We start from the raw sequence: 16010 nt of genomic DNA, 5'->3' as shown, positions 1-16010 counted from the left end.
CGTGTGGGAAGGCGAGCGTGGAGCATCAACAGGGCCGGGAACGAGCCCTGGCGTCGGTATCAGGACCGCTACCCGCTCCAGAGCCGACGAGGCACGTTTTGGAAAAAGAGGAGGATCTTCGGGCAAGCGCCCGGGCGGAGTATCATGCCGTTGTCGCCGTAGGGACCTTCGAGAAGACCTCGATGTTCCTGCTCCCTACCTTCCCGTCCCTCAGGAAGTAGTACTCGAGCAGCCTGTCTTTATTCTCATCGTACGAGAACCAGTAGTTCAGCCGGTAGGTCTCCTTCTCGTAGCCCTCGAGCGCCGGGTAGGTGTTGCCGTCGTGGGTGATCACGAGGTCGTAGCCGCCTCCATAGATCGTCGCCTCGCTTACCTTCTGGCTGTAATACGCGAGCTTCGAGGCGTTTTCACCCCGGTAATACCAGGGGAGCGGCCAGTAATTGTCGGTCGCAATCGCCACGTGGTCCGCGGCGTCAATCTTTGCAAAGACCTCCCGCAGGTCTTCGGAGTTCTGCACCTGCACAATGGGCTCATTGATGTCTGCGGGGGTGAACGCCACATGGAACGTCATCACGATCAGGAAGACGCTTGCCGCGACGGCGATGACTGCCTTCTTCGTCGTCATCGCATAGACCGCAACGAAGATCATGGGCAGGAGCTGGTGGAGGATCAGCCACGGCACCTTCTCGCCGATGTAGGCGTAGGCCGCCATCGAGAGGAGCATCCAGAAGATGGCGAACCGCGCAAACTCCCTCTGCCGATCGATCTGCTGGATCTCTCCCTTACCTGAGAGGATCTCGCGGAGCCGGTCCCTCCAGCCCTGTGGCTGCGGGGCGGGTGGGGCTGCAACCGCCGGAGGTTCTTCGTCGCCTCCTTCAGCCCCTTCCGTCGCCTCGGGACTCTCTACGCGCCTCTCCCTCCTCTCTCTCCAGCGGGAGACAGCGCCGGGGATGTCGATGAACTGCAAAACCCCGATGATGGCGAGGATCAGGATCGGCACCTCGTAGAGGATGAAGAGCAGGATGTAGAAGTACGGCGGCCCCCCAAGACGCTGCATCTGGTGCATCGATGTCCAGTGCTCGATGGCCCGGATCCACCAGGTCAGGATCATCTCCGGGTGGGCGCCGAACGACGAGTAGAAGGCCGCCATGATCCCGAAGACGATGAGAGCGACGAGCGCGAGATCCCGGACCCAGTGGGCCGGGAGCCGGATCTTCCTTGTCCAGACCGCGTAAAGGAGGTACGCCCCGAAGATCAGGATGACGATCGGCATGTTCTCCATCGTGGATATCCCGAGGCCGATCGCCGTCCCGGCAAGGAGCGCATACCGCATCTGCCCTCGCTCGAAGTAGTAAAGGAGGGCAACCAGGAGCACCATCGTGAAGAAGATGATGAAGGGGTCGTCCCGGAGGAACCTTGAAAAGTAGACCATGTTCGGCGATACGGCAAGGAAGAGCGCCGCTACCAGGGTCTGTTTCTTGTCGAGGTATCCGAGCTTGTAGATCGGGTAGAGCAGCGGGACGAGCAGGGTCCCGAGCAGCGCGGGGACGAGCCTTCCTACGAGATCCGAGTCGCCGAAGAGTGCAAACATGCCGGCCGTGACGTAGTAGCGCAACGGCCCATGGTACATGGGGTCGTAGAGGTAGGTCCCCTCGGTCAGGATCTTGTAGGAGAACCACGCGTGAATAGCCTCGTCGTGATGAAAGAGTTTTAAATCCAGGGAATAAAAACGAAGAATAATTGTGGCCAGAAGTATGAGGAGGAAAAGCCCCTCGAATGAGAGTAGTCGTTCACGGTACTCTGCCGCGAACGCGGCGGCCTTCACGCCGCTCTCACCTCAACTCTCCAGCACGATCTCGATGCCGATGTCTTTTGGAACCTGAATGCGCATCAGCTGGCGCAGTGCACGCTCGTCGGCATCGATGTCGATGAGTCTCTTGTGCACCCGCATCTGCCAGCGATCCCAGGTTGCGGTACCTTCGCCGTCAGGGCTCTTCCTGGTGGGCACCACGAGTTTCTTCGTGGGCAGCGGGATCGGACCTGCCAGATTGACGCCGGTACGCTCTGCTATCTCTTTGATCCTATCACAGACCATCTCGATCTTCTCAAAGTCAGTTCCTGAAAGACGTATTCTGGCCTTCTGCATGTCTACCACCAAAAAATTATAGGTACCTTCTTATCTCATCTGCTTGGGCGTGATGTTGATGCACACGCCTGCCGCAATGGTGGATCCCATATCACGGACAGCGAACCGGCCGAGCTGCGGGATCTCCTTGACCTTCTCGATGACCATGGCCTGGGTTGGCTTGATCTTGACGATCGCGGCATCGCCGGTCTTGAGGAACGTGGGGTTCTCCTCTTTGACCTGACCGGTGCGGGGGTCGAGTTTCTTCTGGAGCTCGACGAAGGTACACGCGATCTGGGCGGTGTGGCAGTGGAAGACCGGGGTGTAGCCGACGGTCAGGGCGCTCGGGTGGTGGAGCACGACGACCTGCGCGATGAATTCGTCAGCGACGGTCGGCGGCACGTCAGCGGGACCGCAGACGTCACCACGGCGGATGTCACCCTTGCCGATACCACGGACGTTGAACCCGACGTTGTCGCCCGGGAGCGCCTGCGGGATCTCTTCGTGGTGCATCTCGATGGACTTGATCTCACCCTCTTTGTTCGCAGGCATGAAGCTGACCTTCATCCCCTTCTTCATGATACCGGTCTCGACACGGCCAACAGGCACGGTCCCGATACCGGAGATGGAGTAGACGTCCTGGATGGGGAGACGCATGGGCAGGTTTGTGGGCTTCTCGGGCTCCGTGAGCGCGTTGAGTGCAGCGAGCACCGTCTGTCCCTTGTACCAGGGGGTGTTTGCGCTGGGCTTCGCGATGTTGTCGCCGACGAATGAGCTCATGGGGATGAAGCTGATGGCGTCAGGCTTGTAGCCGACCATCTTGAGCAGCTGGGAGAGCTGTTCCTTGACCTCGTTGTAGCGCTTCTCATCGTACTTGACGACGTCCATCTTGTTGATGCCGATGATGAGCTGGTTGATGCCGAGCGTACGGGACAGGAAGACGTGCTCCTTGGTCTGCTCCATCACGCCGTCGGGTGCGGCGACGACGAGCAGTGCGGCGTCTGCCTGGGACGCGCCCGTGATCATGTTCTTGACGAAGTCACGGTGGCCGGGGCAGTCCACGACGGTGAAGTAGTACTTGTCGGTGTCGAACCGCTTGTGGGCGATATCGATGGTGATACCACGTTCACGCTCTTCCTTCAGGCTGTCCATTACCCAGGCGAACTCGAACGAGCCCTTACCCTTGGTCTCAGCCTCTTTCCTGAACGACTCAATGATGTGGGGGGCTACAGCTCCCGTCTCAAAGAGCAACCGGCCGACGGTCGTAGACTTCCCGTGGTCGATGTGTCCGATTACCGCTAAATTCATGTGGGGCTTTTCAGCTGCCATAGATAATATCCTCCACTCAAATAGGCCTGTCACCTCGAACAGCCTGCTTATGCGAGTAACTTATACGTAGGACGTCCTCCATATAAAGCATTTCTATGCGCGCCAATAGCGCACATTGCGCAAATACCCCCTGGTAATCGACAGAATCTTATTCTCCTGAAATCTACGTTCTTCGTATATGAAGACACTTGAGTTTCACCGCGACGATGCAAAGGACCGGGTGACGGTTGCATGCGCAGATCGTGAGGTGTCGATCTACTCTCACTGCAGTTACTGCCGGCACTGTGCGGGTGTCCGGGTGGGCAGACGGACGATCCCGACACCGCAACGCCAGGCTCTCTCCGGCGTGCGGCAGGGGGGCAGCCCGGACGAGAACCTGATGAACGCCGCCCTCATGTTCAACACCCTCGTCCGGGATGGTACCGCGATCGAGTGCGAGGACGATAAGGGCGAGGGATTCTGTTCGATGTACCGGCGCTAGACGCCGGTGTCTCTTCTCGGAGGAATGGCCTATCTGCCCGCGGCTGCCGACCGCGCCTCCATCAACTCAACGGGGTGACTTCGGGTTATCTCTCCCCGCGCGGGATCGGGAGGCGACCCGGGGGTATCGTCGTGAGACTCCGGTGGCGTTCGGCGCAGAGGTTGCCGCCCGTATCATATGACCAATTTCCCCGACTGCTGTCCGTCCCGCAGCGCAAAAAAAGAATTTGCGCGCTCAGTTCAAACCAGGTTGAACACGCGCTCTGTCACCTCATACGGCCGGACCGTAATGTCGTCTGCCGTCCGGAACGTAGCGTTGCCGACGACCTTCACTTCATACGTCCCGATCGGCATGTGCTGGAACGTATGCGGCGTCGTCTCGCCGGTGTTCTTGTTGTAGAGATAGATCTGTGCCCCGGCGGGCTCGCTGGTCACGTGCAGGCTGCCGTAGGGGTAGGGTTCGAGGCGGAACGCAACTCGCGCATCGATCTCGATATTTTGATCGTCGGTGAGCCGGATCTCCTTCTCTGCGGGCAGGTATCCGGGACGGGTGACGGAGATGACGTGCTGGCCGTCCGAGACGTTCCTGATGAGGTAGGGGGTACAGAGGCCGGTCCTGAAGCCGTCTACCAGGATCTCAGCGCCTGCCGGGCTCGATTCCACGAGCAGTCCGCAGAGGGAGTAGTCCCGGGGCGCGATCTCGATCGCCCCCCCATCCTCCGTGACCGTGAGTTTGTAGGAGATGTACCGGTCACCGTCGTTCATGGTGACGAACGAGTTCCCGCCGGCGACCTCGACGGTCTTCGGCAGCCTGAAGACCGGCCCCTTACCGTTTATGGTGCACCCGTTGCCTGCGTAATCGTCTGATGCGAGGGTAACCCTCCGGGTGATTACTTGCTCCAGTGCATCCATCTGGACGGGGGTGATGCAGTCTCTCTCCACCCAGACGGTCTTTGTCGGGGTGTTGAACGACTGGCCTTCCTTGAGCACCCGCACCGTATGGCTCCCTTCCCGGATGCCCAGAATGACGTGGGGCGTCGTGAATACTGTCTTCTTTCCATCGATGGAGATGGTGGCGCCGGAGGGCCGCGACGTGATGTATATGCCACCTGTCCGGTCCGCTCCCGGCTCCATCTGCGGTTCGCCGAATTTCAGGCGGGCGAGGTTTGCAAAGCCACCCTCAGGGCTGAGGTCTGCAAATAGTTCTGTATCGTCCGGAACCGTCACGTTCGCTTCGTACGACACGAACTGCTCTAGTTCAAGGCGGAGGGTGTGGTCTCCGGGTTCCGCGGGGCTGATGGCGGCCGGGGTGACCTTCCCGGTGTACTCGCCGTCGAGGTGGATCCGCGCGCCGGCAGGGTTTGAACTGACCGTGAGGGCCGCCGGCAACGGCATGGCCATCCCGTAGATACCGAACGATTCAGGGTATGCGGTCACGGTCCCGTTCAGGAGGTCGATCGTGGTGTTGACCTGCTGCCAGGCAGCTCCCGTGGTATCGTAGCGGTACCATACTGCATCATGGGTTGCCTGCCCATGCGCCGTCATGGCGAATGGGTTCTCTGCCGTCGCATCCTCCGGGGCGATGCAGTACACCCGCTCCATTGAGGTTCCCGGAACCGGGGGGAGATCCTTCATCGTCCGGATCGTCACCGATGACACCGCGGCACCCGTGCCGTTGGTTATCCGGCTGCCTTCCGGGAAGACGAGTGATACCTCTCCGTTCCCGGTGCGGTAGCGTAGTTCTTCCTCGAGCATTCCTGTAGCGTTGTGCGTCAGCGCAAACGATCCGATCTCCTCATTGGAGGCCTTCCGGGCATCGGAGGAGATCTCCATGCCAGGGGATGTCTCTCTGCCCGCTGCCCCGGAGCGGATGACCAGGATGGCGTTCCGGTTCTGAAGGTGGTCGCCGGCGATGCCGACCGGGTAACTCTGCACCTTCACGATGTTCTCCGATCCCTTGATGAAGGGGAGGACGTCCAGGGTTGCGGCCCAGACCCCTGTCGGCCCTTCCTGCAGCGGGTTGAGCCAGTCCCAGGTGTTCAGCACTACCCGGTTCCCCACGCCGCCCTGGTCGGGTTCGGCGGTGCTCACGACGTAGAGTTGTGCTGCGGAAGCCCGATCTCGATCGATGGTTCCGTCGATCTTCACCTCGGTGGTGGCATCCTCTTCGGTTGTTCCCTCCCAGAGGTCTGCGAGGACATCATCGCACCCCTCCCCGATCCAGTAGTCGATCCTGGGCCGGGTGGGGTCGCTGACGACGAGCACCAGGAGGGCGGCAGGTACACGGCAGGCGACCTTTGCCTCTCCTTCTATCTGCACCGTCAGTGTGCGGTCGCCGGCGGTGAGCATCTCCGGCGGGATCGCCAGGGTAAACGTCCCGGCCATCGGCGCCGAGCCGGTCCCCTGCCGGTCCCAGGATACGGCTGCGGGGGTGACCAGCTTACCGTCGAACCCGAACGCCGGCGTGACCTCGGTCCCGGTGCCTGTCGCCGTCTCCGTTGCGTTGCTCACGTAGACGTACAGGAAGCCGCGGTCGATCTTCGCGCCTTCGGGGACGGCGACGGGGATCCGTATGGTCGACGATGAGCCTGCGGTCAGGGGTTCCGCCGGCCCGGATGCGGTGAAGGCGTTGAGGGTGCCGTTGATGGAGCCGGTCGTCGATGCATTCAGCGTGCTGCCCTTGATGCCTGACCCTGCGGACGATCCGGCGCCGCTTCCGCCGCTGCTACCGCCTCCACTCCCGGACCCACCCGTATCGCCGCTTTTTCCGGTCCCCTGGACCGAGTAGCCGCTTATACCCGTTTCCGAGAAGCCGGTAAGGTCATTCGACCATGAGATTCCCCTGCCCTGGTTGGACTGGTTGCACCAGCCGTAGGCGTTGAAGGCCGCGAACGTCTCCATATTCTCAAAGGAGTACTCGATCTTTGCGCACCCTCCGTCGGTCAGCCCGTCGAGGAAACTGTTCGGGCCGATCGCGCCGACCCCGAGGTCGACGAACATGATGTGGAACCGGTCTTCCGGGTTGTTTTTGCTCATGTCCTGGCCGTAGTAGATCGGGTAATTCGCCTCCCGGCAGGGTTTCCAGGTCTGCGGCGCGTAGATGAAGTCTGATTTGGTGAAAGCCCGGTCCGTGAAGCCTTCGCTGTACGCGATCTCCTCCATGGTCGGAGGCTGGTTCAATACCGGGGTCGGTGTCCACTGGTAGCCGCTTGCCCTGACGTGGAGTTTGAAGTTATCGGGGACCTCTCCCTGCACCGCCACCATGAGGATGAGGTCGTCAAAGAACCCTCGCCCTCCCGTATCGGAGAAGTAGAATGTGCCCGACTGGGTGCTGGTCTCCGTCACCTGTCCGTAGCGCTCGGACGGGTCGGTCGTGATATGGAGGGCGTTGAGTCCTCCGCCGTCGAACTTGATGTACTTATCCCCGCCGTTTGCCATCGTGATGTCGATGTGCTTGTAGTCGGGGAGGGTGATCCCTCCAAAGTCGGCTGCCGCGGCAGGTGCGGCGATGAGCGCGACGAGGAGAACGAGGATGACGATCGTCTCCCGCCACCCGGCCGGGTGCATGTGTGGGTTGGTTTTCATCGCAACTATCTCCTGTGTTCCCGGCCATCCCGGCCGGGTTCATCTGATCTATACTCGGTTCTCATCCGGCACTTTGCCGGAGAAAAAAAGGGCGTTCAGGTCCTCCGCACAAAGAGGAGGAATCCGAACGCCAGGATCGTTGCCCAGACCGGGAGTGGGGTGGCCTGCGGCGTCGCCGGGACTCCCTCAGCGGATGCGACCCCCTCTTTCGTTCCGGTTGGGGTCACTGATGAGGTGGGCTCGGGAGTTGCCTCGCCGGCCGCTCCGGGGACCTCCCCGGTCGCTGCGATGGCAAAGAGGCCGAACCCATCGGGGCTGGCAGAGAGTACGACGTTGCCGTCCCCCTCACCGAGCGCCTCGACCGGGACCGCCTGCCACGCACCGTCGGCGTAGCGGAACAGGGCGACCTGTTCTCCGGTGCAGCCCTGCTCTGCGAGCCAGGCGGCCGGGACGGCGAACCGGAACTGGACGGCACTCATGTCCGCCTCAGCTGCCTTGTAGAGGGTCGCCTGGACGTACTGGTAGACCGCGCCGGCCGGGGGTTCGGCGCCCTGCGGGAGCGAGCCCTTTGCGACGGTCACCATGACATCCCTGACGTCGGTCTTCGTGGTGAGGGTGACCGCCGAGACCGCCGTCGCGTCCATCGCGAGGGTGACGCTCTCGCCGGACTTGAGGTTGCTCGCCGCGCCGACCGCGGTCGAGGTGCCGCTGCTGCCGCCGGACGAGGAGGGGACGGTCGGGGACGAGGAGGCGGCCGTGGCTGCGGCCAGCCCGAAGATCGAGAGGCCGTTGGGTGATACGGCCTCAAAGATCATGTTCCCGTCGGCGTCGGTACCGATGAGCCTGGTTGCGAGCACTTCCTTGGTGCCGTCCTCGGCGGACCGGATGATCCGGATCGCGTCAACGCCGCCGTGGGCGGCGACCCAGGCAGGGCTGACCGCCATCCGGATGGTGGCGCCGGCGACATCCTGGCCGTTCTCAAGGTTCGTCTTTACGATGTTCAGCGTGTAGGCGACGTCGCCGAGGGCGAGCCCGTCGGCGCTGGCGGCGAGCTGGAAGGCGCTCTGTGCATCGGCGGAGACGTTCTGCGAGACGGTCGTCGTGAGGCCGGCTCCCTGCGGGATGCCGGTCAGGTTCGCCGAGACGGAGGCGCTGACCGTGCCGACTGAACCGAGCTCGGTGACGACCGGGTTCGTGTCGAGCGTGATCCCGGCGACCGTGCCGTTCACGGTGCCGTTCCCGACGGTGGGAGCGCCCTCGGTCTCGATGGTGAGGGTGAAGTTGCCCTCTTCAATCCGGATAGTGTTCCCGGAGACGGTTGCGTTGGCCGCGGTGGTGTTGATGCTGACCTGCGGCTTGCCGTCGTTACCTGTGGTCACGTTGCAGCCGGGAATGTCCAGCGGGGCCTTCTGGGTCTGGTCGCCCTGCGGCCGGGTCACGGTGACCGTGGCGGTGCCCGCCAGATTGCCGTATGCGGCGGTCACGGTCGTCGTGCCGGGGGCACGGGCGGTGAAGAGGCCGGTCTCGCTCAGGCTACCCACCGACGCGTTCGATGAGCTCCAGGCGAACGAGACATCCGGAACCTCAATACCTTCGGCGCCGTAGGCGACCGCGGAGAACCGCTGTGTTTCGCCGTTGGTCAGGTTTACCGAGGCGGGCTCGACCGCGATCGAGGCGATGCCGGGCGTGACCGCGGAGACGTTAACTCTCATCTCGATCTTGTCGAGGTAGAACCCGAGGCCTGTGTTGGAATATCCGGCCGGGTTGTAGTAGAACGTCTTTACCGCAAACGTATGGTTCCCGGCCTCGTAGCTGGAAATGTCGACGGCGTAGGTCATCCACCGGTCCAGATTTGTAACCACTGCTACCTCTTCACCGTCGATGAACGCTTTGATCCAGCTTGCTCCTTGCCGGACTCCATACAACTGGAACCGCATCTGTGCGGCACCTTCAGGGAAAGTGAGGACCTTTTCGGCAGATGCATTGGTGGCTATCTTCGGGGTGCCGATACTGTATGACCCCTCGTAGACGACATCGTCCCGGAGCCCTGCGTTTGAGAAGGTCCAGCCATCGGCCGACTCGCAGGAGTCGATCCAGACAGTCTCGAGAACGGTCTTGTTCACGAATACGTCGGCCGTGTCCCGAAGGGTGTAGCACTGTCCTGTGATTGTCGTGTTTCCTGCGTACACTGCGGTGAACAGGCCGCCGCTCGTGATGGGGCCGACCTTCTCGTCGCTGCTACTCCATGCAAACCCGGCACCTGTCATGACGTGGCCGTTCTGGTCGTAGACCGTGCCGGTGAACTGCTGCTGGGTCTCACCGATCATGACGGCCGAAGACGGACTGACCTCCACCGCCGTCGGGATCGGAATGTCGTCGTAGGGCTCGCCGAAGTAGGCCCCGGCCGGCAGGACGAGGGGGTAGTTGTCCACATTATTGGTGTACAAGGCGATACCCGCATCGCCGATGCCGTTGTCGTCCATATCGTCGATGGGGTACGAGGCTCCCCAGTAGTTGCCGATCAGTCCGGTATACGTAACACCGTTGTAGGTGTAGGTCACTGGATCGGGAGAACTCCAGGTGTTCGCCTGCCCGGAGGGGTAATCCAAAGTGTTTGAATTATTTACGACGGTATTTGCGAACAGCGTGTTGGACGGACCGGACTGCATATAGATTCCATAGGTATTGTCCGTGACGATGTTGTGGTCAAAACGGCTGTTCTCGACGCCGTTCAGGAATAACCCATAATTGTTACTCGTGATGACGTTTCCGGTAACGGTAATGTTACTGGGTGCCGAACTCTGGAAAACTGTTTCTATAACGAGCCCCTGCGCGCTGTCCCAGCAGGTATTGTTGCTGATGACGCTGTCGCATATCGATGCACACAGCAAAGCAATAGAGAGCGTTGTACTGCCGTTGATAACGTTGCCGTCAACGAGTATGTTGTTCGCACCTTGGACATAGATACCTGTTTTAGAAACGGCGATGATGTTGTCGGTTAAGGTACACCCTGAGTAATCGCGACAGCTTATGCCGCTTGTGCCACTGATGCCGAATCCGGAGACCGTCGAGTTATCGGCCAAAACCGTGACGCCGTATGTCGATGTTGGGGCAATCTTCGTCTTCTCCGGTCCGTTCTCCGACCTGAGGGTCAGGGGCTTCGTGACGGTGACGGATTCGTTATACATCCCGTCCCCGACGACGATCGTGTCGCCGTCGAACGCGGCGTCCACGGCCGCCTGGATCGAGGTGAAGTCCGCTCCGCCCGAATCGTCGACGGTCCAGGTCAGGGGCGACTGTGGGAGCACGGTCACGGGTACCGTGGCATTGACGGCGCCGATGGCCGCGGTGACGTCCGCACGGCCGTAGGTGAGCGAGGCGAAGTAGCCGGTCTCGTTCACCGTGCCGACCGAGGTATCGGAGCAGGTCCAGGTGAAGGCGAGGCCATCGATGGTGGTGTTGTACTGGTTGACGGCCGTTGCGTTGAACTGGAGCCCCTCGCCCACCGTCAGGGAGGCGGGCGAAGGCGAGATCGTGATCGCCGTCAGCATCGCCGGGTCCAGCACCGTGACGGTCGCGTTCCCGCTCACTGTCCCGTTGGCGGCGGTGAGGGTCGTCGTGCCCGCAATAAGGGCGGTGAAGGTGCCCGTCTCGTCGACCGTGCCGACCGTTGTGTTCGAACTGGTCCAGGTGCAGAGGACTCCGTCCATCGGTTCGTCGTACTGGTCGAGGGGGGTGGCGGCGAACGTCCAGTTGTCACCGACGAGTACGCTTTTTTCGGCCGGTGAAACCGTTATTACCTTCAGGACCGGCACCGGTGGAATGATGGTGATATTCGCCGTCCCGGTCACCTCGCCGTAGGTGGCGGAGAGGTTCGTCGTGCCCGGTGCGAGGGCGGTGAAGAAGCCGGTGGCGTTCACCGTGCCGACGGTCTCGTTCGAACTCGACCAGTCGACGGCGAGGTTCGCGAGCACGGTTCCCGAGGTGTCCGTGGCCAGGGCGAGGAACTGCTGCACGAGGCCGCGGGAGAGTTCGATATCTGCTGGATCGATAGCAACGGATGCGATCGTCGGGGTGTCGGTCGAGCCGATGGCGTACACGTTGCTGTCGCTCGACCCGATGTAAATGGTGCCGTCCGCACCGATGGAGGGCGTGTCGAAAAAGCGCGGGCTGACCGGGTCGAGGAACTTCCACTTCAGGGTGCCGTCGGATCGGATCGCGTAGAGATACCGGTCGTTCCGGTCGCTCGAGGCGATATAGACGGTGCCAGCGGCATCGATTGCCGGGGCCGTCGTGAGGGTGCCGGTGGTGGTATAGAACCACTTCAGGGTGCCGTCGGGGTTGACGGCGTTGATCGTTTTACTGGCTGAACCCGCATAGATCGTGCCATCGGGCCCGATTGCCGGGGTCGCAACGGCGCCGCCGGTGGCGTAGGACCACTTCGGGGTGCCATCAGGGTTGATTGCATAGAGGCTGCCGTCGGCGGAACCGATGTAGATCGTGCCGTCGGCACCGATCGCCGGGGCCGTGTTGACCGCACCGCCGGTGGCGTAGGACCACTTCAGGGTGCCATCCGGGTTCATGGCATAGAGGCTGCTGTCGGCGGAACCGACGTAGATCGTGCCGTCGGTACCGATTGCCGGGGCCGTGTTGACCGCACCGCCGGTGGTGTACGCCCATTTCTCCGTGCCGTCGGGGTTGACGGCATAGAGTTTCATGTCGGCGGAGCCGGCATAGATCGTACCGTCGGTCCCGATCGCCGGGGCCGAGCTGACCGCACCGCCGGTCGTGAACGTCCACTTCACCGTGCCGTCAGGGTTCATGGCGTAGATCTTCATGTCCCGGTTGCCAAAGTAGACATTACCCTCGCTGTCGATCGCTGCCGCCGTGTAGATCTGGTTGGGCGTGGTATAGGACCATTTCAGGGTGCCGTTCTGGTATATGGCATAGAATATCTTATCTCTCGAACCAGCGTAGACCGTGCCGTCGGCATCGAGGACCGGCTGGACGTAGAAGAAACTCTTGGCCTTGTATGACCAGAGTTGCACCGGGAACTCGGGGCCCGTGTACGGGCTCAGCCCGGTGTGCCGCAGGTCGTGCCCGTACATCGGCCATGCCGAGACGGTCGGGGCGTCGGAATCCGTGCCGATGACCGAGTAGCCGCTCATCACCTTGTCGGAGGTGAGGGCGTTCGTCCAGGCGACCATGTCGTCGCCGTTGTTCGAGTTCTTGCAGTAGCCGTAGACGCTGAAGGCGGCAAACGACTCCAGGTTCTCGAAGGCATAGTTGATCCTGACCGCACCCCGGTTCTCAAGGGCTTCGTTCGGCCGGAGGACGCCTGCATTGAGGTCGATGAACATGATCTGGAAGGTGTTCTCCGTGTCGGTCATGTCCTGGCCTGCGTGGATGGGGTAATCGGCCTCGTTGCCGGTCGGCTTCCAGATCTGGGGGCCGTAGATGAAGTCCTCCTTCGTGAATACTTCATCGAGTACACTAGCCTGATAGGTCACGTTGTCGAGGGAGGGTGCCCGGTTTCTCTCCGGGTTCGGCGTCCAGGTATACCCGTCCGCCTTGATGTGGAGTTTGAAATCATCAGGGATCGTCCCGTTGACGGCGACCATCAGGATGACCTCATCCTCGTAGCCCTTGCCGCCCGAGTCGGTGGCATAGAAGGTTCCGGCCTGGTCCTCCGAAACCGTCACCTGGCCGAAGTTCACGGCCGGGTCGGTGGAGATGTGGAGGGCATTGAGACCGCGACCGATCCCCTCGAACCTGATGTTGTAGGTGTTGTTGTCGAATGCGTTGTACTTCGCGCCGAGGTCGTTTGCAACCTTCACGAAGATGTTGTTGTACCCGGGCAGAACGGACGGCCCGGCCGGTTCGGTAACGGTGATGTAGCCGGTCTTGACCTCGCTGTCCGATCCGCCTGCATTGGCAACCGTCAGGTTCACCGAGTAGGTGCCGGCCGCGGTGTAGGTGTGGGTCGGGTTCTGTTCGGTAGAATCGACGATGCCATCGTCCTCAAAGTCCCAGGCCCAGGAGGCGACCGTGCCCGTGGAGACGTCGGTGAAGAGGACGTCGAGTGGGGCTTCCCCGCTGGTGGCGTTAGCCATGAAGTCCGCGGTGGGGGGCTCCGGGAGCGGCTGGCCTATGACAGCGTATCCGGACGACCCGCTGGCGCTCAGGCGGTTGGTCCAGCGGATGCCCTGGCCCTGGTTCGAGGAGACCGTGTAGGCATACGCATCGAAGGCCGCGAGCGTCGGCAGGTTCTCGAAGGAGTACTCGACCCTGATCGCCCCGTTGTCGGTGATGGACTGCCCCGAGAAACTCGGCTGGCTGAATGTGCCTCCGCCGAGGATGCCCGCATTCAGGTCGATGAACAGGATCGAGAAAGTATTCCCGGTATCCGCTATATCCTGCCCGTCGAAGATCGGGTAGTTCGCCGCCGCGCAGGGCCTCCAGATTTGCGGTCCGTAGAGGAAGTCGTCTTTGGTGAACGTCTCGTTCAGCGCGTCGGGAACGTAGGTGATATCGTCGAACGTCGGATAGGTGCCCGTGAGCACCGGCGTCCACTGGTAGCCGCTCGCCTTAATGTTGACCCGGAAACTATCAGGTATCGTGCCGTTGACGGCGAGCATCAGGATGCCGTTATCGTCCCAGCCGCGGCCGCCGGTGTCGGTGAGGTAGAAGACGCTTGACTGGCTTTCACTAAACGTGATCTGGCCGCCGACTGCGGTGATCGGGTCGGTCGTGATGTGGAGGGCGTTCATGCCCTGGGTGCCGCTCTGGCCCGGACTGAAGAAGTGATAGGTGTTGTTGCCGTAGTCGTTGAACCGGGCGTTCCCATCGTTTGAGATCCGTAGCAGCACGTCATTGTTCGACGGTATCACCGTGCTGGCGCCGAGATTGGAGGTGTCCGCATCGATGTAGACATACTCCGGCGACAGTTCGGTTGCTTCGGGTGTCACCTCTTCCTCGACTGTTTCGGTCGGCGTCGGTTCGGGTGTGCCGTTATCCCCCGCACCGAAGTCCGGAGGTATCTCGTCGGGAGCGCCGACGGTCGGTTCGGTTGTGTTCGATGGCAGGTCGGTGCCTCCCAGCGCCACCGCCGGTACGGCGATGATCGCGAGGATCAGCAGCAGGACGGCTATCCGCCCCTGCCATGGGCTGTTTTGAATACGTTTATCCCCTGTCATAATATTTCCCTTTTAAAGCAAGGATTCTCGAAGGAGTTCCTGCGGAACTGGCACAATGAGTGCCCAAATCGGCATAACTGCTCTCTGAGAATGAGTAAAATCTCAACCGTGTAGTATAATACCGTTACTAAATCGGGGCAATTTAAGCGAATTAGGTTAACATTTTTTAGCCATTATTAAATATATCGCAAGGTGGTGCTCGAAAAAAGGTTAGGTCCGGTGGATCACGCGATGTTCACCGTGTAGCCGCTGCTGCCCGCACCGGAGACCGCGTTGGTCCAGGAGATCCCCTGACCTTGGTTCGAGTCCAGGCACCATGCATAGGCATTGAAGGCTCCGAACCCGGTGAAGTTGCCGATCTGGTAATCGACCTGCGCCATGCCGCCGCTCGGAAGGGTGCTGTTGAGCCCGAGCACGCCCACGTTCAGGTCGACGAACATGAGCTGGAAAGTGTTGTCCGTGTCGGCCATATCCTGACCGTAGAAGATCGGGTAATTCGAGACGCTGCTCGGCTTATAGATCTGCGGGCCGTAGGCGAAGTCGCCCCGCCAGAAGGTCTCTTGCAGTGCTCCTGCCTGGTAATCGTATGAGGTCGGCTCTAGGCCGGTGGCTTCCCACTGATGGCCGCTTGCGGTGATTTCAATTGAGAAGTCATTGTTCAGGGAGGCGTTGGTCGCGAACATCAGGATGATGTCGTCATCGTACCCCCGACCGCCCGTGTCGGATACGTAGAACGTCCCGGTGGCGGAGGTCGAGTTGGTCACCTGTCCGTTGGGGGAACCTGTGTTCGTCGTGATGTGGAGGGCGTTCAGGCCGCTGCCGCCGAACTTCATATAGTAGGTCCCGTTATTCCCGGCCCCATAGGCTGCGCCGTCGAGGTCGTAGAGTGGTCCGTATTCGTTTGCAACCTCGACAAAACACTCCTTGGGTGGCAATACGGTCAACGCCGATGCGGGTATCACGCAGAGCACCATCATCACGACGAGACCTGCAGCGATCAGGCGTGGGGTTCTCCTCGCGGAACGTGTTGTTTCTACTGTTTTCATACTTTCACCTATAAATCCTGCCGCAAACTCGGGGTTTGTGGCTTTTTAAGATCCGTTGATTACCTCTAGCGGCTAATCAACTACTGGCCCTTGAATGTATCCTAATGATAAATATTATTATTTACAATTAAGTTAATAGTGGCTCATTAACTTATTTCGTTCATGTCATCGGACTGAATAGCCCGCAGTCCCCTTTACTTCTTTCGTAGTCTCCTCAAAACTCGTCGCACCTGCAGGGGATGTGCTTTC

At 60.9% G+C, this 16010-nt stretch carries 7 protein-coding genes; 1 reads left to right on the top strand and 6 read right to left on the bottom strand.

Translation table 11 applies throughout. The features are described from left to right. Positions 1-142: 142 nt before the first annotated feature. The 3 genes from V6K60_RS11720 to tuf are packed head-to-tail and all read right to left on the bottom strand — an operon-like array spanning position 143 to position 3454. Positions 143-1825, bottom strand: a complete 1683-nt coding sequence (locus V6K60_RS11720) for a flippase activity-associated protein Agl23 (protein ID WP_332450705.1) — start codon at positions 1823-1825, stop codon at positions 143-145. A gap of 12 nt (positions 1826-1837) precedes the next feature. After that, entirely contained in the window at positions 1838-2146 is a 309-nt protein-coding gene (gene rpsJ, locus V6K60_RS11715) for a 30S ribosomal protein S10 (protein ID WP_011843573.1), read from the bottom strand. Between the two features lie 30 nt (positions 2147-2176). Continuing rightward, positions 2177-3454, bottom strand: coding sequence for a translation elongation factor EF-1 subunit alpha (gene tuf, locus V6K60_RS11710; protein WP_332450704.1), 1278 nt, complete (start codon positions 3452-3454; stop codon positions 2177-2179). 178 nt (positions 3455-3632) lie between these two features. Between tuf and V6K60_RS11705 the strand changes: the two genes are divergently transcribed. Continuing rightward, on the top strand, positions 3633-3935 hold the full coding sequence (locus tag V6K60_RS11705) for a hypothetical protein (RefSeq protein WP_332450703.1): 303 nt from the start codon (positions 3633-3635) through the stop codon (positions 3933-3935). Between the two features lie 239 nt (positions 3936-4174). Here V6K60_RS11705 and V6K60_RS11700 read toward each other — a convergent pair whose 3' ends face one another. The 3 genes from V6K60_RS11700 to V6K60_RS11690 form a co-directional block, all read right to left on the bottom strand. Beyond that, entirely contained in the window at positions 4175-7519 is a 3345-nt protein-coding gene (locus tag V6K60_RS11700; RefSeq protein WP_332450702.1) for a PEGA domain-containing protein, read from the bottom strand. Positions 7520-7614: 95 nt separating this feature from the next. After that, positions 7615-14715 carry an Ig-like domain-containing protein gene (locus V6K60_RS11695; RefSeq protein WP_332450701.1) on the bottom strand — a complete coding sequence of 2367 codons (7101 nt, stop codon included), beginning with the start codon at positions 14713-14715 and terminating at the stop codon, positions 7615-7617. Between the two features lie 224 nt (positions 14716-14939). Next, positions 14940-15761, bottom strand: a complete 822-nt coding sequence (locus V6K60_RS11690) for a nitroreductase (RefSeq protein WP_332450700.1) — start codon at positions 15759-15761, stop codon at positions 14940-14942. Positions 15762-16010 lie beyond the last annotated feature (249 nt).

The sequence above is a fragment of the Methanoculleus sp. genome (assembly GCF_036677455.1).
Taxonomy (GTDB): Archaea; Halobacteriota; Methanomicrobia; order Methanomicrobiales; family Methanoculleaceae; genus Methanoculleus.
Note: the sequence above shows the minus strand (reverse complement) of the source record. Positions and strands in the feature narration are given on the sequence as shown.